Here is a 20,941-nt window from a genome sequence, read left to right as displayed (position 1 = left end):
GTCAGGACACCTCTTCTCCGACGTAGCTCGCGACCGCCGCGGGATCGGTGGCGTCCAGCAGGGTTTGCTTGAACTCCGCGCGGACGAGCCGGCGGGCCAGCGCGGCGAGCACCTTCAGGTGTGCCGAGTCCGCGCCGTCCGGCGCGGCGATGAGGAAGATCAGCTTCGCCGGGCCGTCCGGCGCGCCGAAGTCGATGCCCTCGGCGCTGCGGCCGAAGGCGAGCGTCGGTGCGGTGACGGCGGCCGAACGGCAGTGCGGGATGCCGATGCCGCCCTCCAGCCCGGTGGCCATTTGCTCCTCGCGGGCGGCGACGTCCTTGAGGAACAGTTCGAGGTCGGTCACCCGCCCGGCGGACACGAGCCGTCCCGCGAGCGCGCGGACCGCGGCGTTCTTGTCCGCGGCGGCGAGCTCGAGGTCGACCAGGTCGGCGGTGATCAGGTCTGATGTGGTCATGCTGCGGCTCCGCTGAGGGTGAGGGTGGGATCGGCGGCGAGCAGGCGCACCTGGTCCGGGTGCACGTCCTGCGGGGCGGGCATGCGGCTGCCCTCCTGCGCGACCGCGGCGGTGCCGTAGGCGACCGCGGCGCGCAGGGCTCGGGGGCCGGTTCCTCCCGCGTGGAGGAACCCGGCGAGTGCGGCGTCTCCGGCGCCGACGGTGCTGCGCACGGCGACCAGCGGGCCGAGCGCGTGGCGGGTTTCGGTTTCGTCGACCAGCACGGCGCCGCGTGCGCCGAGGCTGACCAGCACCGCCCCGACGCCGTCGGCGACCAGGGCGCGGCACACCTCGACGACGTCGCCGAGCTGAGTCAGCGGTCGCCCGGCCAGTTCGGCCAGTTCGTCGAGGTTCGGCTTGATCAGGTCGGGACCGGCGGCGAGCGCGGCGGCCAGCGGCGCCCCGGAGGAGTCGACGGCGACCTTCGCTCCGGCGTCGCGGGCGAGTTTGCCGAGCTGTGCGTAGAAATCATCGGGAACCCCGGCCGGAAGGCTCCCGCAGCACACGACCCATTCGGCGCGCGCGGCGAGCTCGGCGGTCCGCTGCTCCAGCACCGCCAGCTCGGCCGGGGAGATCTCCGGACCGGGCTCGTTGATCTTGGTGGTCGTGCCGTCGGCCTCGACCAGAGTGATGTTGCTGCGAGTGGTCCCGGCGATCGGCACCGCGACGACGGGCACGCCCTCCGGCGCGAGCAGATCGGCCAGCCGCTCGCCGACCGGGCCCCCGGCCGGAAGCAGCGCGACGGTCGGCGACCCGGCGGCGGCCAGTGCCCGGGAAACGTTGACGCCCTTGCCACCGGGATCAAGGCGGACCCGGGAAGCCCGCAGCACCTCGCCGCGACGCAGCTCGCTGAGCTGGGCGGTGCGGTCCAGGCTCGGATTGGGCGTGACCGTGACGATCATGCGAGCACCACTTCCGGGCCGGCCTCTTCCAGCTCCGCGACCGCGCCCGCGTCGATCCCGCCGTCGGTGATCAGCACGTCGATCTCCGACAGCCGGGCGAACCGGCTGAGCTGATCCGCCCCGTACTTGCTGTGATCGGCGAGCAGCACCCGACGGCGAGCGGCGGTGACGAGGGCGGCTTTCACCGCGGCCTCTTCGAGATCCGGTGTCGTGCAGCCGTGTTCGGCGGAAAACCCGTTCGCGCCAAGGAAAGCGACGTCGGCGAGCAGCCCGTCGAGCGCGTGCAGCGACGCGGAGCCGACCGTGGCGAGCGTCGTCCCGCGGACCCGGCCGCCGAGGATCTGCAGCGTGATTCCCGGGCGAGCGGCCAGGATCGACGCGATCGAAATGGAGTTCGTGATGACGGTCAGGTCGCGATCGGCCGGAAGCAGCGTCGCCAGGCGGCTGGTCGTGGTGCCCGCGTCCAGCAGCACCGAACCGCGGTCGGGGACCTGGTCGAGCGCGGCGCGGGCGATCGCGTCCTTCTCCGCGGCGTTGGTCTGGTCCCGCTGGGCGACCTCGGGCTCGAAGTCGAGCCGGTCCACCGCGACCGCGCCGCCGTAGACCCGGCGCACGAGGCCCTGGCGTTCGAGGACTCCGAGGTCGCGGCGGATGGTCTCGGGCGCGACGCCCAGTTCGGCGGCGAGGTCGCCCACGTCGACCCGTCCGTCTCGGCGTGCCCGCTGTGCGAGGAGCTGATGCCGTTCGGCGGCGTACATGCCCGTTCCTCTCCGCTGTTTGCCCGTTGTCACTTGATTGTGCCCGTTGTTACCGTACTGTCAATCCCCAGTTACAAGATCCTTTGCTCCCGGAGGTCTCGCCATGTCGTTGTCCGGAGTCGGAGTCAGCCCCGGCCAGGCCGAGGGCCCACGCATCGTCGTAGCCACTGACCTGCATCAACCCGAGAATGGGCCTGCCCCCGCAAACCCGGCCGGGGAAGCCGACCGGATCGGTCCGGCCGCCGCCCGGGTGGCTGCCCGGTTGTCCGATCGTGCCCGCTCTGCGTCCGGCGATGCCCGGTCGGTCTTGGAAACGACCGCGGCGATGGCGGCGGATCCGGCGCTGCTCGCGTCCGCCGAACAGCTCGTCCGGGAGCAGTCGCTTCCCGCGCCGCGTGCGGTCTGGGACGCGGCCGCGAAGTTCATGGCGGCGCTCGAAGCCGCGGGCGGCTACCTGGCCGAGCGCGCTCGCGACGTCGCCGACGTGCGGGACCGGATCGTCGCGGACCTGCTCGGAGTCGCCCCGCCGGGAGTGCCCGAACTGACGTCGCCGAGCGTGCTCGTGGCCCGCGACCTCGCCCCGGCCGACACCGCCGGTCTCGACCCGGAGCTGGTCCTCGCGCTGGTGACCGAAGAGGGCGGACCGACCAGCCACACCGCGATTCTCGCTCGGGCACTGGGAATTCCGGCCGTGGTCGCGTGCACCGGAGTGCTCGCCGCGGACAGCCCAGGCCTCGCCGTGGACGGTTCCGCCGGGACGGTTTCGCTCGCCGACGGCCGTGTGCGCGCCGCGAGCCGGAAACCGCGCGCGGAATGGGACGGCGTCGGCGCGCTGTCCGACGGGCATCCGGTGAAGCTCCTCGCGAACGTCGGTTCCGCAGCGGACGCCCGCGCGGCGGCCGACGCGGGCGCGGAGGGAATCGGCTTGTTCCGTACGGAATTCTGCTACCTCGACGCGACCGAGGAGCCGTCCGTGGAGGCACAGCGCGCGGCCTACGCGGCAGTGCTGGCTCCGTTCGCCGGGAAACCGGTGATCGTCCGGACGCTCGACGCCGGTTCGGACAAACCGTTGGCGTTCCTGGACATGGGCGACGAACCGAATCCGGCGCTGGGCGTGCGCGGCGTTCGGGTCGCGTTCGAACGCCCGGAGCTGCTGGACCGGCAGCTGGCCGCGATCGCGGGCGCCGCCGCCGACACCGGGGCCGAGCTTTCCGTGATGGCGCCGATGATCGCGACCGCCGCCGAGGCACGCTGGTTCGCCGAACGCGCGCGGGCGGCGGGGATCGCCAGGGCAGGCGTGATGATCGAGGTCCCAGCGGCGGCGTTGTGCGCCAAGGAAATCCTCGCCGAGGTCGACTTCGTCTCGCTGGGCACCAACGATCTGGCCCAGTACGTCTTCGCCGCCGACCGGCAGCTCGGCGCGGTCGCCGCGCTCAACGACCCGGGCCAGACCGCCTTGCTCCGCCTGGCCGGGATGGTCGCCGAGGCCGGGGCCGCCGCCGGGAAACCGGTCGGGGTGTGCGGGGAAGCCGCCGCCGACCCGGGACTGGCCCCGGTGCTGGCCGGGCTCGGGGTGAGCAGCCTGTCGATGAACTCGGCCGCGCTCGCCTCCGTCGGCGCGACGCTGCGCGCGATCGACCTGCCCGGCTGCCGCGAAGCCGCCGCTGACCTCGGGTCTCGTGAGTGTTCGTGCCGGTTCTAACCGGCACGAACACTCACGAGGCCTGCCGGGACCACTTGCGCAGCCGCGGCGGCACGCGCTTTTCCAGTCCGTAGTTCTCCAGGTGGGCGGAGAACACCTCGTCGAACGCCTGCTGCACGGTCTCGGTGTCCCAGTCCGGCCGCTCCAGGATCGGCTGCTTCAAATACGGCTGCCCCATGACGTGCAGCTGCGGGCCGTTGCACCGGATCATCTGCCCGGTGATGCCGTGCGATCCCTCGCCGAGCAGGAACAGCACGAGCGGCGCGATCTTCGCCGGCGTGCGCTCCGGCGGGCACGCACGCAGCGCGCGTTCGGACTTCCAGACCATCCGGGTGTGCGCCACCGGGCACACGGCGTTGACCCGGATCCCGGAGTCCTCGAGGTCCAGCGCCCACGAATAGGTCAGCGACGCGACCGCGCCCTTGCTCGCCGAGTACACCCCGAGCTTGCGCTGCCCGAGCGACGCGCCGGAGGAGATGTTCACGATCGACCCGCCGCCGCCCGCGCCGACCATCGCCCGGATCGCGGCCAGCCCGGTGTACATCACGCCGAGCACGTTCACCTCGACCAGCTGGCGGGCCTGCTCCGCGTCGTCCTCCCAGGGCAGCGCCTCGTAGTTGAGCCCCGCGTTGTTGACCAGTCCGTCGATCCGGCCGAACTCGGCGACGCACTGGTCGACGATCGCCTGCGCCTGCGCGGGGTCGGCCACGCTGTGCCCGTTCGCGACCGCGCGCCCGCCGTGGCCGCGGATGGTCGCGGCCGTGCGCTCGGCCAGGTCGGCGTCCACGTCGTTGACCACCACCGCACCGCCCGCTCTGGCGAGGTGCACGGCGAACGCCTCCCCGAGCCCGCGCCCGGCGCCGGTCACGACCACGGCCTTGTCCTGCAACAGTCTGTCCACGCTCACTCCCCGCTGGTGCGCCCGGCGCGAGGACGTCCGCTCCGCCGGGTCTCTCCCAGTGTTGGACCGTTCGGCCCAGTCGCGCCGGAGGATGGCGACGAACGGTGGTCGCGCTGCGCCGAACGAGGAAAGCTGATCAGTGCTACGGATACCCCGCGGCAGGTCAGTCCGAACAGCTCCGCGTTCCGGCCACCGGATTCTTCCCGACTGTTCACCCTGGTGTGATCGGCGGCATACTGAGGGTGCATGCCCTGGCCGGAGCAGTGACACTCCTGGCCAGGAGCGAACCAGGCGAAGGCACAATGCGGGTCACCCGCATTCACTCGATCGGGGAGGGGGCAGTGGTCATCTCGTGACGACCGAAGCGACCTCTCGGCTTACGGCGCCGCTGCGGAATGTCGAATACCGCGTGCTCTGGGCGGCGGAGGCCATCTCGAGCGCGGGCGACCAGCTGGCGAAGGTGGCGTTGTCCATCCTCGTCTACCACCGCACCGGTTCCGCGCTCTGGGCTGCCGTCGTCTACGCGCTGACCTTCCTGCCCGCGCTCGCCGGCGGGCTCGGGCTGTCCTTCCTCGCCGACCGCTACCCGCGCCGCGCCGTCTTGAGCGTGAGCGCCGCGGCGCAGGCGGTGCTGGTCGGGCTGATGAGCCTGCCCGGGATGCCGCTGGCCGCGCTGTGCACGTTGCTCGTCGCGGTGCAGCTCGCCGCGTCACCGGCGAACGCCGCGCAGAACGCGATCACCCGAGAGGTCTTCACCGACGACCATCTGTACCTGCGCAGCCAAGACCTGCGCGGGATCACCACCAACACGGTGCAGCTGCTCGGTTTGGCGGGCGGCGGCGTGCTGGTGACGGCAGTGGGCACCTCGTGGGCGCTGGCGATCGACGCGGTGAGTTTCGCGGTGGCCTCGGTGATCGTGCGGGTGTGGGTGCACGACCGGCCCGCCGCCGGAGGCGACCACAGCACCTGGTTCTCCGCCACGCGCTGGGTGTTCGGGCAGCGCAAACTGCGCGTGCTGATCGCGTTGTCGTGGCTCGTGGGGCTGGCGGTGGTGCCCGAAGGGCTGGCCGCGCCGCTGGCCCAGCAGCTGAACGCGCCGTCCGCGGCGGTCGGCTGGCTGCTCGCCGCCGACCCGCTCGGCTTCGTCGCCGGGGCCTATCTGCTGTCGAAATTCGCGTCCGCCGAGGTCCGGCAGCGGCTGCTCGGCGTGCTGGCGACGACGTCGCTGGCCTTGCTCGCGCTGTTCTGGCTGCAGCCGAATCTGGTGGTCGCGCTGGTGCTGCTCGCGCTCGCCGGTGCGATGGGCGCCTACATCATCACCGTGACCGCGACGTTCTCCACCTGGGTGCCGAACGAGCTGCGCGGCGGCGCCGGCGGGCTCTACCGCACGGGGCTGCGCGTGGCGCAGGGCATCGGGGTGGCTCTCGGCGGGGTGGTCGCGCAGGCGACCGGATCTGCCGTCACCGCCATCGCGCTGGCCGGGCTGGCCGGCGTGGCTCTGGCGATCCCCACCGCGTTCTCGTGGACCCGGGTGCGGCACGCGGTCGCGGCCGGGGCCTGATCGTGGGTTGCGGGATGGAACTGTGGCCGGGGTCGAGGCACCGGCCGAATGGGTCCGGATACGCCGGACGGGAAGTCGTTTCACGCTTCACGGTCACGCACGGAACACACCTCCGTTCGCATTGTCACGAATCCGCAGTGGATCGGTCACGGAACTCACGCTTCACGGTCACGCACAGCTGTCCACCTCCACTCGCTGACAATTCACCGGAAAATGACAACAGCTCGATTCACGCTTCGCGGTCGCGCACGGGAAAACACCTCACTCGGGGGGACGGCGGGGACGCTCCTCCGCAATTTACTTCATGGATGCAGCAGTTGTCGCGGAAGGCGTCTCCGGGTTCGGAGACTACGACCGAATACAGCGTTCGAAGTCGGTGAGTGAGATGATACCGGCAACTGATAACGGCGCAGAACCGGGAACCGTCCGGGAACCGCATCCGACTCCGGAGGAGGCACGGCCCGATGCCCGGAACCGAACCGGCGCGCGGTGAGCACCGCGGCCCCGGGGAGGAACCGCCCGCCGCGACGGGCTTCGCCGGACGGCTGCGCGCGCTGATCGCCGCGAACCCCGTTTCCTCCTGGGATCTCTGGACGAAACCGCGCCGGATGGTGGCGTTCCTGCTCGCCTGGGACGCGATCGCGGTGGCGCTGCTGACCTTCGGCGTGGTCGCGTCGCCGAGCCCGGATCTCGTGGACTGGGGCCGGTTCGCGATCCTCGCCGGCTGCGCGACGGTGCACATCCAGCTCACCCGGCGGCAGGAGGAACGGCGGCGCAACCGGGTCACCGCCGTCCACATCGACCTGACCGGCATCTGGGTGTTCCCGGCCGCGCTGCTGCTGCCGATCCCGCTGACTCTCCTGCTGATCGCGCTCCTGCGCGTCCAGCGGTGGTTCAACTCCCGGCGGCCGCCGCACAAGTTCGTGTTCACCTCGTTCACGCATGCGGTGTCGGCATTGCTGGCGCACCACCTCTACCAGACTTTCGCCTCCGCCGAACTCGCCCGGCTTTCGCCGGCGAACTCGTTGCAGGTCTTCGGGATCCTGATGCTCGTCGGCTTCAGCTACGCGGCACTGCAGGCCATCGTGATCGGCGGGCTGCTCGCCCTCGGCGGCACGTCCGCGCCCACCCTGCGCAACGTGCTGGGCACCAAGGACGACAACCTGCTGGAGCTGTCGACGATCAGCCTCGGCACCATCGCGACGATCCTGCTCGTGAACATCCCGCCCGCGATCGTGATCCTCGTGCTGATCACGGTGCTGGGCAACCGGCTGGCGGAAATCAACCAACTGCAGTCCGAAGCGCGCACCGATCCGAAAACCGGGATCTTCAACGTGCGCGGGTGGTCGGAGTCCGCGGAGCGCGCGCTGGCGAGGGCCGCACGCGGCGGGGAAACCCTGGCGCTGCTGATGATCGACCTCGATCACTTCAAGTGGATCAACGACACGTACGGCCATCCGGCGGGCGACGACGTGCTCCGCACGGTCGCGCAAACCCTCGACGAGATAACGCGCCCCAAGGACATCATCGGCCGCTTCGGCGGCGAGGAGTTCCTCATCCTGCTGCCCGATGTGGACAGCACGGCGGCGAAGGTGACCGCGGAACGGATCCGTACCGCAATCGCCGATCAGCGCATCGTGACGACCGACAAACGCGGCGGTTCCGCATTGATCACCGGCCGTACCGCGTCGATCGGCGTCGCATTGCTCGGGGCGAACGGAACGACACTGGAACAGTTGCTGCAAGCCGCCGACGCGGCCGTCTACACCGCGAAGGAAGGCGGCCGGAACCAGGTCCGCTTCGCGGATGCGAATCTGCCGTCCGAGTGATCCACAATTCCGATCACCGGCACTGTTTGCGATTAATCGCGAAACCGATTCAGCAACTGTGCGCGACTGTCCGCACCCCGTTCTGCCGCCGGGTTAGTCCGCGGGGTTAATTGTCCTCGGCGCCGCTAACCGCGACGGCTGGTTTTCGGGAAGGAACGAAAGCCGCCGGGCCCGCTCGGCCGAGTGCCCGGAATCCGCCGCCGCAGCCCGGACCCGACCGCCGCTCCGTCCCTCCCGTCCCCTCCCGCACCCCTCCGGCCAGAGCGCCCCAATGTGGCATTGGGTGCGTGGGACGCACCGAACGCCACATTGGGTGCGTCAGATGCACCCAACGCCACATTGGGGCGCTCCTCGGCCAGCGGGCCACATGCGGGAGCCGCGGGCCAGGTGCGGAACCCCTGGGGGTTACCCCCCGCGCGGGTGAGGGGGACAGCCGCCTCCCGCGGCGCGCGCCGGGCTGGCACCCTGGTGCGCATGCCAGCCACCGACGACCGTGCCCCGGCCGCCGTTCGCGTTCGCCGACCTTGGTCGACGTCCGGCTGGCTGCTGCTCGTCCTGCTCGTGGTGTTCGGGTTCGGCCTGATCGCCTCGCGGCCCGCGTCCCCGCCCGACCAGGGTCCGCCGACCGGCGGCGTGCTCGCGGCGCAGAACGCGGTCGACGCGCTCGCCCACCCCGACGGGCAAGCCACCGCGCTGGCGCTCCTGCCCAAGGACTTCACCGCGGTCACCGGAGTGAAGCCCGGCGCGCTGCCCGCCCGCGACGGCACCGTCCGCGCGGCCCACCTCGACGGCGGCTGCTCGGCCCCGTGGGGCGACGACAACACGAAGTGGGACTTCTCCGTCCCGTGCAAGGCCCACGACCTCGGCTACGACCTGCTCCGCTACGCCAACGACAAGGGCCACCCGCTCGGCCAGTCCGCCCGCGCCGCGCTCGACGACCGGCTCGAACAGGACATGCACCGCACCTGCGAGCTGAACCCGATGAACTCCGAGCGCACCTGCCAGCTGGTCGCGTCGGTGTTCACCGGCGGGCTGGTGGTCAACTCGTGGCATCAGCGCTGGGGCCCGCCGGTCGGCGACCCGATCGGCCCGATGGTCGCCGGCGTGCTGGTGATCGGCTGTCTGCTCGTGATGCGCCTGCGCGGCTGGCACACCGCCCGCCGCACCACCCCGCGCCCGCGCCTGCCTCGCGGCATTCCCCGGCCGTGGGCGGTGCTCGGCATCGCCGGGGCCGCGGCGCTGATGGTCGGCGAGTCGGCGACCGCGCTGGCCGACTGGGCGGGCGCGCCGCAGGCCTCCTGGTGGCCGCTGACCTGGCTCGCCCAGCTCACCCCGTTGCTCTTCTTCGCGGGCGGGCTCGCCAACGCGGCGGGCTGGCGGGCCGAACGCGACCGCGGTTACCGGCATTACCTCGCCGAACGGTCCAGCCCGCTGCTGCGCCCGGCGTTGATCTTCGCCGTGGTCGCCCTGATCGTGCCTTTGGCGCTGGAACTGCTCGGCATCCCGGCCGGGACCAACGCCACCGTCATGCGGATCGCGCTGCACCCGTTGTGGCTGCTGGGCGTCTACTTGCTGACCGTCGTCGGCGCGCCAATGCTGCTCGCGCTCTACCGCCGTACGCGGCTGTGGTCAGTCGCGGCGCTGACGGCCGTCGTCGTAGCCGGAGAGCTCGCCGCCAGCTGGACGGACGTGTCCTGGCCGCGCTACGCCGCCACGCTCGCCTTGGCGCTCCTCGCGCAGCAGGTGGCGTTCGCGTACGCGGATGGCGTCCGGCTTCGCCGCCCAGTGCTCGCTGTTGCTGCCGTAAGCGGCGTCGCGGCTCTCGCACTCGCGGTGTTCGCCTTCGACGCTTCGCCGGTGCTGCTCGGCAACCCGGGCGCGCCTGCCGCGTTGTCCGCGCGGCCGTGGACCGTGCTGCTGCTGGGTGTGTCGCAGCTCGGCCTCGTCGGGCTCCTCGCGACACCACTGCGTCGCTGGGCCGCACGCGACCGCGTTACCCGCACCGCCGCATTGATGCTGCGTGCCCCGATGAGCCTGTACCTGGCGTTCCTCGCCGCGATGCTGCTGCTCGTCGCCGTCGTGTACCTGCCCGGACCGATCGCGAACGGCCTGAGCTGGCTCCTCCAGCCCCGCATGCTCGCCGCGGTGGCGCTGCTGCTCGTGCCCGCGGCGCTGGTCTTCTGGTGGTTCGAACGCCACCCGGGCAAACCCGGTGCCGAAGCACCTGTCGCACCGCTTCCGTATACGCCGACCGGCCGCCGTCCGGTGCTGCTCACTCGCGCGGCCGCCGCGCTGGGCATCGGCTACGCGACGCTCGGCGTGTTCGGTCTGGCGCTGGCCCGCTTCGGCGCCGAAGCCGCGGACGCCGACGTACTCGGCTTGAGGCTGGACCCGGTCCAGAGCCTCGTGCACCTTCTCCTCGGCGTCCTGCTGCTGCACGCCGTCCGGACCGGCGGGGCGGCGACCTCGGCCGCGACGTGGTTCGCCGCCGCGCTGACCTGCGTTCCGTCTCTCGTGGCCGCCGCCGGCGGTGAAACGCACGGCTCGGCGGTCGTCGTGCTGCACATCCTGACCGCGGTGTTCGCGCTGGTCGGAGCGGGTTCGTGCATGGTTCCGACGAGACGGGCGGCTCCCGCGGCGCCCTGACCCGCGACACGCGTACCGCCGACCGGGCGAAACTGCTTCGGATACCGGAACATAGGTGGTGCGCACCACACCGCCCGGGGGAGGTGCGAATCCGTCGCAACCCCCGCCCGGCACCATGCGTCTCCAGAAGCGGACGACCAGAACGACGAGAAGGAGCCGGCCCCGTGGACTACCCGCCTCGGAACGGGCAAGGCGATCGCCGCCCCGCCCGCTCGTGGCAGGACCAGCCCGGCCGGGGACCGGCGCGGCGGCCCGGGCCACCGCCCCGCTCGCGACGCGAACCGCAGGCCGCCGGACCGCCTCGGCGTCCCGGCCCGCCCCCGCGCCGTCCGCACCGGGGGTCCCGGCGCGGCGGGCTGCGCGGGGCGAAAATCGCTCTCACCGTGGTGTCGCTGCTGGTCATGGGGCTCACCGGATACGCGTGGGCGTCGCTGCAGGGGCTGGTCAACGGCCTGAACTACTCCGACGTGATCGGCGAGGGCGGGGGCGGCGACAAACCGGCCGACGGCGCCCGCGACATCCTCCTGGTCGGCCTCGACAGCCGCACCGACATGCAGGGCAACCCGCTCTCCCCGGAACTGCTCGCCCAGCTGCGCGCGGGCGAATCGGACGGCGAGCTGAACACCGACACGCTGATCCTGGTCCACATCCCGAACGACGGCAGCAAGGCCGTCGCGCTCTCGCTGCCGCGCGACTCGTACGTGGACATCCCCGGCTACGGCAAGCACAAGATCAACTCGGCGTACGCCAGGGCGATGCTGCAGGCGCGTAAGGACCTCCAGGCCCAAGGCGTCACCGATCCGAAGGAACTCGACGTCAAGGCCAACCAGGCCGGGGCGCGGCTGCTGATCTCGACCATCCAGGAGCTCACCGGGTCCACCATCGACAACTACGCGGCGATCAACCTGCTCGGCTTCAGCGACATCACGAAGGCCGTCGGCGGCGTGGACGTCTGCCTGAAGAACAACGTCGACGACGACTACTCCGGCGCGAACTTCACCAAGGGCCAGCACACCATCTCCGGGGTGGAGGCGCTGGAGTTCGTCCGGCAGCGGCACGGCCTGCCGCGCGGCGACCTCGACCGCGTGGTGCGCCAGCAGGTGTTCATGGCGGGCATGGCGCGCAAGGTGCTGTCCGCGGGAACGCTGACCGACCCGAGCAAGCTCAACGCTCTGGTCGACGCCATCAAGAAGTCCGTGGTGCTGAACCAGAACTGGGACATCTTCAACTTCGCCCAGCAGATGAAGGGCCTCACCGGCGGACAGCTGGAGTTCCGCACCATCCCGGTCGACAACGTCGAGTACCGCACGCCGAACGACGGCGTCGCGGTGAAGGTCGACCCGGCGAAGGTGAAGGCGTTCGTGCAGGCCCTCGCCGGTCCGCAGGCCGGAGCCGACGGCGCTCCGGCGCAGCAGCAGCCGCCGAAGCCGGACGAGTCGCATAAGGACACGACGGTCGACGTGCGCAATGCCTCGGACCGCACTGGTCTCGCCGCGAGCGTGTCGAAGCAACTGGTGGACAAGGGCTTCACCGCCGGCGACACGGACAACGCGTCCTCGCGCAAGACGACTGTGATCTGGGTCCCAAGCGGCGGCGAGGCGGCCGGGCAGGCGGTCGCCGACGCGCTCGGCACCAAGGCGACGGTGCAGGAAGACAAGAGCGTGCCCAAGGGCCACGTGAAGGTCTACCTCGGTTCGGACTACCAGCCTTCCGCCGGCGCTTCGAGCGGAACCGGTGCCGCGCAAGCACCTCCGGCGCAGCAGCAGGCCGCACCGCCGTCGACGCCCACCGGTCCGGGGACCGACGACCAGCCGATCACCGCCGACGGGGTGCCCTGCGTCAACTGACGCGTTGCTCCATTCGGGGCAAGTAGAAATTTCTCCCGAAACCCGCGTAATGAGCGGCCGCTTCGGCACTTTCACCACCGGGACGCAAGCCCGCGTCCGCGAAGTTGGTTGAGGGGCAGGGGCCGTGATCGACGCTGAGCACTACCAGCGGGTGCTGGGAGACGAGCTGCGCAAGCTCAGGCGTGGCCGGGGATGGACGCGCAAAGAGCTGAACGCGCATCTGCAGAGCGAAATCTCGCTGCAGACACTGGCGACGTATGAACTGGGCACGCGGCAGTGTTCCGTGGTGCGCCTGGTCGAACTGTGCGTGGCGATGGACGAGCTTCCGCAGGATTTGCTGGCGAAGGTGCACAGCCGGGTCTTCACCGAGGAACCGGGCCGGGTCCGCGTGGACCTGCGCCGGGTCGTCGCGGAGGCCGGTCCGGAACTGACTCCGCTGCGGCGCTGGGCCGAAGGACGGTTGCGGCAGAACGGAGTCGCGATGCCGGGTTCGCCCGCCCGCGCGGGCGCCACTGCCCGGGCTTCCGTTCCGGTAGCCGGATCCTCAAGCACGCCAAGCCCTTCCGCTCCCTCGGCTGCGGGCCAGCCCGCTTCGGCGAGCACCTCGGCCGACGAGGTGTCGTTCGACTTCGCCGCACTGGAGCGGATGGCCGAACTGTGCGGTCTTCCGACGGCCGAGCTGGTTTCGCACCTGCGCAAGCTCGCTCCGGCCTGACCACAGACCACGAGGGGGACCTTCGCGACTCCTCCCCTGCCGCGAAAGTCCCCCTCGTACTGCTCAATCTCCGCACAGGTTTCTTTACTGTCCGACGACGACACCGCTCGACGACAACGCTGCCCGCGTCCGGTCGGCGTCCACTGTGGAGCGCCCGCTCCGCGCTGAACGCTGCCCGCCGGAGCCCACGTACTACGAGGGGAACTTTCGCGACTCCTCCCCTGCCGCGAAAGCTTCCCCTCGTACCTCATAGTCCACTGTGGACTACCGCAGAGACCACGAGGGGGACCTTCGCGGCGCCATCCCCCGCCGCGAAAGTCCCCTTCGTGCCCCCTCAGCCGAGCAGTTCGTAGTCCTCCCGCCGAACCGTCCGGGTGTCGAGCCAGTACCGCCAGGTGAAGCCCGGCCACAGCGTCCGGTTCACGCCCTTGGCGTCGAGATACCAGCTCTTGCAACCGCCCTGAGTCCAGATGCCCTTGTCGAGCTTGTGCTGCACCTGCGCGTTGAACCGCTCCTGCACGTCCTCGCGCGGGTCCAGCGCCCGGTCGCCCGCAAGCCGCAACGCCTGCGCGATATAGGAAATCTGCGCCTCGATCATGAAGACCACCGAGTTGTGGCCGAGTCCGGTGTTCGGCCCGAGCAGGAAGAACAGGTTCGGGAAGCCGTTCACGGTGATCCCGAGATGCGTCCGCATCCCTTCGCTCGCCCATTCCTTCGCGAGATTCCGCCCGTCGCGGCCGACGATCTCGAGGCTGTCGAACGCGTCGGTCACGTGGAATCCGGTGCCGTAGACGATCGCGTCCACCTCGTGCTCGACGCCTGCCCGGTCGACGATGCTGTGCTCGCGCACCTCGGCCACGCCGTCGGTGACCACGTCGACGTTGTCTCGGGCGAGCGCCGGGTAGTAGTCGTTCGAGATGAGCACGCGTTTGCAGCCCATGGTGTAGTCCGGGGTCAGCTTGGCGCGCAGTTCCGGATCCTTCACCGCGCGGTCGATGTTGGCCTTCGCGAGCCGCTGCCCGATCTTCATGATCCACGGCTGGCCGTTGAAGCCGATCGCGCGCGCTTCCAGGGTCCAGTAAAGGAAATTCCGGTACAGCCGCTGCACCGGCGGCACCGCGCGGAACAGCCCGCGCAGCCAGCCCGGCATGTCGCGGTCGGCCTTCGGCATCACCCACGGCGGCGTGCGCTGGAACAGCGTCAGCTCCGCCGTCTCCGGCGCGATCTTCGGCACGAACTGGACCGCGCTGGCCCCGGTGCCGACCACGGCGACGCGTTTGCCGGCGAAGTCGAAGTCGTGCTCCCACTCGGCGGAGTGGAACGCGCGGCCCTGGAACCGCTCGATGCCCGGCAGGTCCGGGATCATCGGCCGGTGCAGCGCGCCGACGCCCGCGACCAGTGCCGGGGCGACGAACTCGTCGCCGCCGCGGGTGCTGACGTGCCAGCGGTTCTCCTCGGCGTCCCAGCGCGCGCCGGTCATCTCCTGCCCGAAGCGGATGAAGCGGCGCAGGTCGTACTTGTCCGCGACCCCGCGCATGTACTCGTAGATCTCCGGCTGCGGCGAATACGCGCGCGACCAGCCGGGGTTCTGTTCGAAGGAGAAGGAGTACATGTGCGACGGGATGTCGCACGCGCAACCGGGGTAGCTGTTGTCCCGCCAGGTTCCGCCGACGTCCTGGGCCTTCTCGAGCACCACGAAGTCTTCGCGGCCGTCCTTGCGCAGCTGAATCGCCATGCCGAGCCCGGAGAACCCGGTGCCGACCACGATCACGCCGGTCTCGGTGCGGTTGCCCATGCGTCCTCCCGTTAACTGTTACCCGAAGTCCAGCTTACTCGGAGTAGGTTACTGGCGGTAGAGTGTGCGCCATGACCACCGCCAAGCGCAAGCGCATGCCCCGAGCCGAGCGGGAACGGCAGATGATCGAGGTCGCCGAGCAGGTCTTCGGCGAGCGCGGCTACGCGATGGCGTCGATGGACGAGATCGCCGAACTGGTCGGTGTGTCCAAGCCGATGCTGTACGAGTACTTCAACTCGAAAGAGGGCCTGCTGCTGGCGTGCATCCGGCAGTCGCGCTCGGCGTTGCAAGAGGCCACCGAGCAGTCGATCGTCGGCGCGGACTCGGCGCAGGAGGCGCTGCGGCGCGGGCTGCTGGCGTTCTTCGTCTTCATCCGCGAGCGCCGCCAGGCCTGGTCGCTGCTGCGGCACGAGATGGCTCTCATCGGCACTCCCGCCGCGGACGAGATCGAAGAAACCCGCCGGCAGCAGACCGACCTGATCACCGCGTTGATGAGCGGCTACTTCGACAGCGAGGACACCCTGCGCGCCGAAGCCTCGGCCGAGTTCGTCGTCGGCGCCTGCGAGCGGCTGGCCATCTGGTGCGAGCGCTTCCCGGAGGTGACCCCGGAGAAGGCCACCGAGTACGCGATGGATCTGCTCTGGGCCGGGTTGTCACAGCGAGCGATCTGACGTGCACGTGAAGATGACCGTGCATTAGGCCATTCGGTCGTCACTCAGCGCACATCTCGTCCCGTTACTTGTGACACAGAGTTTTCTTGCGGTATCGATGACACGGTAGAAAGACACACTGAGTGTCGCGCCAGCGGCCGGCAAGCAGGAATCGCGTCATGAGTTTGCGGTGGCCGGGTCTCGACCTGTGACGCATGCTGATGACGAGAGGGGTGAGGCAGTGGTGGAAACGATCACGGCGACTTACAAGCACGACAACGACGACTGGACGATCACCGTGAGCGGCCGCGGCAAGGAGCTGACCGGCAAGGCGCCGGGCATCATCGCCGCCCGCGACCGGGCCGACCAGCTCGTGGAGAAGCTCGCCCCGAACGAGCGTCCCACGGTCGTGCACCTGCTGAACGGCAACGCACTGGAGTTCACCAGCGCGTACATGGCCGCCCGCCTGACGCTGCCGGAGATCGAGCCGCTGGAAATCCCGCCGTCGGGCGGTGCCAAGGCGGCCAAGGACGCTGCCGCGCCTGCCGAATCCGACAAGGCCGAGGCTCCCGCACCGGCTGCCGCGGAGAAGGACAAGGCCGCCAAGCCCGCGTTGCCGCCGAGCAAGCAGCTCCCCAAAGAGGTCGAAGACCGCAAGCCCGACGAGGCGAGCCGCCCCGGTGTGACAGCGGGCGCGTCGGCCACGCCTCCGGTCGCACGCGCCTGATCTCGCTTTAGTTCCCGTTCAGCCCGCGGTTCTCGCGGGCCGGTTTCGCCTGCGCGCCGCCCTCGCCTGGGGGCCGGTGCAGGCCCTCCTGTTCACCCCCGCAAACAGGTGGCCAGCTCCAGGACAGCGCGGCAAAACCACCGCGTCACCCCTGCGGGGTAGCCCGATTCGGCGAACGTGATGCCGCCAACCGACCCAGGTGAGCGACCGCCAAACAGGTGACCTCTGGTTCAGTGGCACTTCTCACGAAGTTCACCCGGCGTAGCGATCACCGCTGTCCATCCGCCATCCAGGGCGGTATTCGGCGACCTGCCCGCACGCGACCGAAACAGCACCCGGCGTAACCCGAGGCGCTGCTCGCCAACGACGCGAACGGTCAGCGGAACAGCTTCCGCACCAGCAGCACGGCCACCAGCACGCCTGCCCCGATGAGCGGGTACTTGACCTTCGGGTTGTCGAGCTTCGCGCGCACGCCGTCCTTCGCCTGCTCGGCGAGTTTCTGCGGATTGGCCTTCGTGCCCAGCTGGTCGAGGGTCGCCGCCAAAGCGGTCCTCGCCTGCTCGATCTCACGCTCGATGGTCTCGGGGTCGCGAGCCACGTGCCCTCCTCGCCGCAGTCGGACTGTAGGCGGTCCACGGTAGAGGACAACCCCCGCGCGACGGCGACTGGCCACGCCGAGCGAACCCGAACGTGGCGCGCGCTACGATCACACCTGATTCCTGGGGGCCGTAGCCCAATTGGCAGAGGCACACGGTTTAGGTCCGTGCCAGTGAGAGTTCGAGTCTCTCCGGCCCCACCCTCGGGCTCTGACCAGCAGGTTTACGCAGTCAAGTAACTGATCAACAAGTCCGCGTACAGCAGATTTACAGCAACCGACAGCAGAAGGGCGGTCCCGGGCGCTTGCCCGAGACCGCCCTTCCCCTGTCTGAATGGCCTAGTCGGAGATGACTCCGTAGTGCGCGGCAAGGTCGGCGAACGTCGCCCCGCGCCGCCGTGTCGCGCGCTCGGAGAGCTGCCGCATGACTCGCTTCCCGAGCGGCTGGCGGCGGGCCCAGTCGGGAGCGAGGTCGCGTGCCTCAGCGAGCCAGGCGAGGGCTGCCTTGTCCCGGCGCAAGTCGGCGGCCGCGGCAGCGAGGAACAACCGATGGCCGGACTCCCAAAACGCCGGAACGTCGGCACCGGTCGGCGGGGGGACGGCGTCAGCGAACGCGAGAGCACGCTCAGGGTCGCCGGCGCGCACCATCAAGTCGACCCGCTGCAGCGCGGCGACTCGCGGGCCGAAGATCGCAGCCTCGGTGGCCGTGTCACCGCTCGAGCGAATCGCGGTGCCGTGCGCTACAGCGAGCAGGTCCTCAGCGCGGCCCGGACTGCCGTTGTTGAGCGCGGCGGTGGCCGCGTTGAAAAGCAGGTTGCCGAATACACCGGCGCGGATCGGGTCCCGGTCGAGCATGCGCGGTTCGATCGCCGCGGCCGCTTCGGTGGCGACCTTCTCGGCGTCTTCGGGCAGGCCCTGGCGGACGAGGGTCCATGCGAGGTAGCGCAGGGAAATCGCCCGCTCAACCTCTGGGTTGTCAGCGTGCGCCGCGGTCTTCACGGCGAGCCGCGCTGCTGTGTATGCGAGGTCGTCGAGACCGATCCTGCCCGCGATTCCGGCGCCGAGCCGGTACGCAGTCGACAACACCCGATGTCCTCCGGCGCGCTCCTCGTCGCGCGTCTCGCGGACGATGCGGCGCGCATCGGTGAGAACGAGAGGAAGCGCGTGCAGCAGCTCGCCGTGGCGGCCATCGACGTAGGCTCGCCACGCCTCGTGCGCGCTCTCAGCGAGCTCGTCCATCGGCAGGATTTCGCGGGTTTCCGCGAAGTCGAGCCCGGGGATGTCGTCGTCGGCGTTGATTGCCCGGCGCAACGGGGCGACGTCGAGGTCGAGCGAATGAGGGCTGGACTGTTGCCCGAGCAGCATGTCGACCGTCACGCCAAGCGCCTGTGCGAGCTTCCGCAACGTTGCAGGTCGGCTTTGCGTGCGCTTGCCCTGCTCGATCCGAGATACTGTGTCGGGCCCGACCCCGGCGGCCTCGGCAAGCTGTTCTTGCGACAGGTCGCGCGCGATTCGCAAACGAGCGAGGTTCTCCGCGATGGGTCTGCCAGCCACGAATGTTCCTCCCCTGCGGCCGGTCGGTACTACCCCGTGACCGGGTGGCCATCCTCGCAGATCACGGGGGCTTCGCCAGCCTGCACGGCGGCAAGCGCGGCGTGGATCCGCCGACCGAGTGACGGCTTCAAACGCGGTGCGGCGTCGTCGAGCGACAACAGCTGGACCGACAAGATCTCGGGATCGGTGAGCTTCAAGCGCGCCGCATCGTCCGCGGTAATTCGCCCGCCGTCGAAGATGAATGCGAGCCCCTCCGGCATCCGACCGTCGGAAGGGACGTAGTCGATCACCAGCAGCGGACCGAGAGACCGATCGATCCCGATCTCCTCGGCACACTCCCGGCGAGCTGTGCGCCACGGTGCCTCGCCGTCCTCGCACACGCCACCGGGAATGTCCCAGTGCTCCTTGTAGGACGGTACGACGAAAAGGACACGCTCGGCGTCGTCCCGAATCAGGACTCCTGCCGACATTCGCTTCCGAGGGAGCGAGCGTACGTACTCATCGAACGGCAGGAGATCCACAGCCGGGAGGGTACAGAGGCCCAGCCCGTTTGAAAGTTCTAGGCCAATCACGCCTAGTTTGGGTCTGTGCCGCGCGCGAGTTGATCGTTACTGGCTGTGTTACAGGCCATCACTCTCAGAAATACTCGCTCGCATGCAACAACGCGGGTGGCGTCAACAACGCACGATCAGCACCACCGACACCATCGGCCGGAAGGTGAACGTGATTACCGGGATCACGCGCAACGCCGACGGCAAGGAAGTGGTTGCTCTCGGGATCGCGCATGGCCCGACAGCCACCCTCCCCCGCGCCGAGGGGAACGCCCTCATCAAGAACGTGCGCGCTGCGCTGACTGAACTGCTCAGCCACCCGGGAGGTGCCTGAATGGACACCCTGTGCGGCGAGCTGCCCGCCGAGGAAGTAGCAGCGATCACCCGCGCTGTGCATCCAGCACGCACGACGGAACTCACGTTGCGGGTGCACGCCGACCCAACCGCCTCACACCGCCGGACCGTGCATCGCTACTGGAAACGCGAACTCGCGGACCCGTCCGTGCAGTGGCTGATCCCGTGGTGCTCCGGCAACGATCCCTATCCGGAACGCCACGAGCGCAGCGAGCTCGCCTCGGCTGGGTTCGGCGATGCTAACTGGTGCCCCGGCTGCACCGGACTTGCCCGGTGACCACGATGGACGAAACACCCGAGACCGTCGCTCCCGAGACGACGGAGCAGAAACCCGAACCCGTCGAACCGGGTCCGGACGCGAGCGTGGACGCGTGGGTCCACTACATCAACCAAAAGTATCCGCGCCACGGGGTCACTGCGCCCGGCTCGCACATGGGCCGTCGATGAACTCCCAACACGACACCGGCCTCCCACCTTGGTCTGTTCCTGGGCCGTCGTCGTGCTGGGGTGCGCTCTTTCCCGAGAGCGCGCAGGCCGGTGGCTGCTCAAGCGCGGAGCGGCCACCGGCCACCCGGATCACCCCGGTAGCTGCGACGGCTCCCCCGACACCGCTGCGGTATCCGGGTTGCGCCCCACGGGACGGGGCGCGCGGGCGGCGGCCCTCCTCTTTTCCCCCTTCTTTCCTGGAGGGCTGCCGTCCATCCATCTCCCAGTCGCGACGTCGACTGGTGAGCCCCGCGAATGGATCCGCGGGGAAGGGCCGGTGACCGCACTCCTCGGTCACCGGCCCACCAAGCCACCCGCCGGCCGCCGGTCCCGTCACCTTGTAACACCAGAGGTGATCAACGCGAACAATCGGTGGACATAGCCGACAATCAGGAGTCGAGATGGCTGGGGCAGCGGGGACTCAATCGGTTCGACGCAGCAGACGGATGCTTATCGTGGTTGGCGGCGTCGTCCTCGCGGCAGTGGCCGTCGTGCTGGCCTTCATCAACCTGCAGCAGGCGAGCGGTGCATCCGAAAGCCACAACTACCGCGTTGAACTGACCGGCGAGACAGGCTCGACGTTCACCTTCATGCGGAACGACGGCGGCGACCCGAACGCCACGGTTGATCAGAACGGCAGCAAGGTTGTTGGCGGCACCCCGCCGTCCACGCCGCTGGTCGGGGATAAGACGATCGAGTTTGCGACCTCAAGCCCGGCCACCTCTCAGATGATCTCGGTGGCGGTCACAGGCGGCCGAGGCTGGGCGATCGACGGCGTGGACAAGTTGAACGGCTGCAAAATCTATCGCGATGGCGAGCTCGTTGCCTCGTCCTCCCCTCGGGCTGATGGTGTCGACTGCACCGTCCGTCCCTGA

The 20,941-nt window shown here is 69.9% G+C and carries 20 protein-coding genes and 1 tRNA gene; 13 read left to right on the top strand and 8 right to left on the bottom strand.

The window, feature by feature from the left end; all coding sequences use genetic code 11:
* Nucleotide 1 precedes the first annotated feature (1 nt).
* Genes H4281_RS12895 through H4281_RS12885 form a run of 3 tightly spaced genes read right to left on the bottom strand, consistent with a single transcriptional unit; the run spans nt 2 to nt 2,153 of the window.
* Nucleotides 2-454 (bottom strand): PTS sugar transporter subunit IIA, encoded by a 453-nt coding sequence (locus H4281_RS12895; RefSeq protein ID WP_182891118.1) that lies wholly within the window; start codon nt 452-454, stop codon nt 2-4.
* The gene (pfkB, locus tag H4281_RS12890; protein ID WP_182891117.1) at nt 451-1,395 is read right to left on the bottom strand and encodes a 1-phosphofructokinase; all 945 of its coding nucleotides are present in this window, start codon (nt 1,393-1,395) and stop codon (nt 451-453) included. The genes H4281_RS12895 and pfkB overlap by 4 nt, the downstream gene beginning before the upstream one ends.
* On the bottom strand, nt 1,392-2,153 hold the full coding sequence (locus tag H4281_RS12885; RefSeq protein WP_182891116.1) for a DeoR/GlpR family DNA-binding transcription regulator: 762 nt from the start codon (nt 2,151-2,153) through the stop codon (nt 1,392-1,394). The genes pfkB and H4281_RS12885 overlap by 4 nt, the downstream gene beginning before the upstream one ends.
* 103 nt (nt 2,154-2,256) lie before the next feature.
* Between H4281_RS12885 and H4281_RS12880 the strand changes: the two genes are divergently transcribed.
* Nucleotides 2,257-3,855: a phosphoenolpyruvate--protein phosphotransferase gene (locus H4281_RS12880; protein ID WP_182891115.1), complete on the top strand. Its 1,599-nt coding sequence runs from the start codon at nt 2,257-2,259 to the stop codon at nt 3,853-3,855.
* A 13-nt stretch (nt 3,856-3,868) separates the two neighbouring features.
* Here the strand turns inward: H4281_RS12880 and H4281_RS12875 are convergent, their stop codons facing one another.
* Nucleotides 3,869-4,756 carry an SDR family NAD(P)-dependent oxidoreductase gene (locus tag H4281_RS12875; RefSeq protein ID WP_182891114.1) on the bottom strand — a complete coding sequence of 296 codons (888 nt, stop codon included), beginning with the start codon at nt 4,754-4,756 and terminating at the stop codon, nt 3,869-3,871.
* 352 nt (nt 4,757-5,108) lie between these two features.
* On the opposite strand from H4281_RS12875, the gene H4281_RS12870 reads away from it, so the two are divergent.
* From H4281_RS12870 to H4281_RS12850, 5 genes are all read left to right on the top strand, one after another.
* Entirely contained in the window at nt 5,109-6,317 is a 1,209-nt protein-coding gene (locus tag H4281_RS12870; protein ID WP_182891113.1) for an MFS transporter, read from the top strand.
* A 464-nt stretch (nt 6,318-6,781) separates the two neighbouring features.
* Nucleotides 6,782-8,146 carry a GGDEF domain-containing protein gene (locus H4281_RS12865; protein WP_246411756.1) on the top strand — a complete coding sequence of 455 codons (1,365 nt, stop codon included), beginning with the start codon at nt 6,782-6,784 and terminating at the stop codon, nt 8,144-8,146.
* Between the two features lie 474 nt (nt 8,147-8,620).
* Nucleotides 8,621-10,792: a phospholipase A2 gene (locus H4281_RS12860; RefSeq protein WP_182891112.1), complete on the top strand. Its 2,172-nt coding sequence runs from the start codon at nt 8,621-8,623 to the stop codon at nt 10,790-10,792.
* Nucleotides 10,793-10,956: 164 nt separating this feature from the next.
* The gene (locus H4281_RS12855) at nt 10,957-12,639 is read left to right on the top strand and encodes an LCP family protein (protein WP_376771859.1); all 1,683 of its coding nucleotides are present in this window, start codon (nt 10,957-10,959) and stop codon (nt 12,637-12,639) included.
* Between the two features lie 124 nt (nt 12,640-12,763).
* The gene (locus tag H4281_RS12850; protein WP_182891111.1) at nt 12,764-13,354 is read left to right on the top strand and encodes a helix-turn-helix domain-containing protein; all 591 of its coding nucleotides are present in this window, start codon (nt 12,764-12,766) and stop codon (nt 13,352-13,354) included.
* 334 nt (nt 13,355-13,688) lie between these two features.
* On the opposite strand, the gene H4281_RS12845 is transcribed toward H4281_RS12850, so the two are convergent.
* On the bottom strand, nt 13,689-15,149 hold the full coding sequence (locus H4281_RS12845) for a flavin-containing monooxygenase (protein ID WP_182891110.1): 1,461 nt from the start codon (nt 15,147-15,149) through the stop codon (nt 13,689-13,691).
* Between the two features lie 71 nt (nt 15,150-15,220).
* On the opposite strand from H4281_RS12845, the gene H4281_RS12840 reads away from it, so the two are divergent.
* Both H4281_RS12840 and H4281_RS12835 read left to right on the top strand, forming a co-directional pair.
* Nucleotides 15,221-15,820 (top strand): TetR/AcrR family transcriptional regulator, encoded by a 600-nt coding sequence (locus tag H4281_RS12840; RefSeq protein ID WP_037815230.1) that lies wholly within the window; start codon nt 15,221-15,223, stop codon nt 15,818-15,820.
* Between the two features lie 220 nt (nt 15,821-16,040).
* On the top strand, nt 16,041-16,526 hold the full coding sequence (locus H4281_RS12835) for a hypothetical protein (protein WP_182891109.1): 486 nt from the start codon (nt 16,041-16,043) through the stop codon (nt 16,524-16,526).
* A 376-nt stretch (nt 16,527-16,902) separates the two neighbouring features.
* Here the strand turns inward: H4281_RS12835 and H4281_RS12830 are convergent, their stop codons facing one another.
* Nucleotides 16,903-17,124 carry a DUF3618 domain-containing protein gene (locus H4281_RS12830; RefSeq protein WP_037358573.1) on the bottom strand — a complete coding sequence of 74 codons (222 nt, stop codon included), beginning with the start codon at nt 17,122-17,124 and terminating at the stop codon, nt 16,903-16,905.
* Nucleotides 17,125-17,248: 124 nt separating this feature from the next.
* On the opposite strand from H4281_RS12830, the gene H4281_RS12825 reads away from it, so the two are divergent.
* Nucleotides 17,249-17,322, top strand: a tRNA-Leu gene (locus H4281_RS12825).
* Nucleotides 17,323-17,460: 138 nt separating this feature from the next.
* On the opposite strand, the gene H4281_RS12820 is transcribed toward H4281_RS12825, so the two are convergent.
* Together H4281_RS12820 and H4281_RS12815 are read right to left on the bottom strand one after the other, a co-directional pair.
* Nucleotides 17,461-18,675: a helix-turn-helix domain-containing protein gene (locus tag H4281_RS12820; RefSeq protein ID WP_182891108.1), complete on the bottom strand. Its 1,215-nt coding sequence runs from the start codon at nt 18,673-18,675 to the stop codon at nt 17,461-17,463.
* A 29-nt stretch (nt 18,676-18,704) separates the two neighbouring features.
* Complete coding sequence (locus H4281_RS12815) at nt 18,705-19,196, bottom strand: NUDIX domain-containing protein (RefSeq protein WP_182891107.1); 492 nt, start codon at nt 19,194-19,196, stop codon at nt 18,705-18,707.
* 133 nt (nt 19,197-19,329) lie between these two features.
* Here H4281_RS12815 and H4281_RS12810 point away from each other — a divergent pair, with 133 nt between their 5' ends.
* The 4 genes from H4281_RS12810 (at nt 19,330) to H4281_RS12795 (ending at nt 20,941) form a co-directional block, all read left to right on the top strand.
* On the top strand, nt 19,330-19,560 hold the full coding sequence (locus tag H4281_RS12810; protein WP_182891106.1) for a hypothetical protein: 231 nt from the start codon (nt 19,330-19,332) through the stop codon (nt 19,558-19,560).
* Nucleotides 19,561-19,857, top strand: a complete 297-nt coding sequence (locus tag H4281_RS12805) for a hypothetical protein (protein ID WP_182891105.1) — start codon at nt 19,561-19,563, stop codon at nt 19,855-19,857.
* A gap of 5 nt (nt 19,858-19,862) precedes the next feature.
* Entirely contained in the window at nt 19,863-20,027 is a 165-nt protein-coding gene (locus H4281_RS12800; RefSeq protein ID WP_182891104.1) for a hypothetical protein, read from the top strand.
* Nucleotides 20,028-20,512: 485 nt separating this feature from the next.
* Complete coding sequence (locus H4281_RS12795) at nt 20,513-20,941, top strand: hypothetical protein (RefSeq protein ID WP_182891103.1); 429 nt, start codon at nt 20,513-20,515, stop codon at nt 20,939-20,941.

The organism is Amycolatopsis dendrobii (assembly GCF_014145675.1).
Taxonomy (GTDB): Bacteria; Actinomycetota; Actinomycetes; order Mycobacteriales; family Pseudonocardiaceae; genus Amycolatopsis; species Amycolatopsis dendrobii.
The sequence above is the reverse complement of the archived record's forward strand: the minus strand, read 5'-3'. Positions and strand labels throughout refer to the sequence as shown.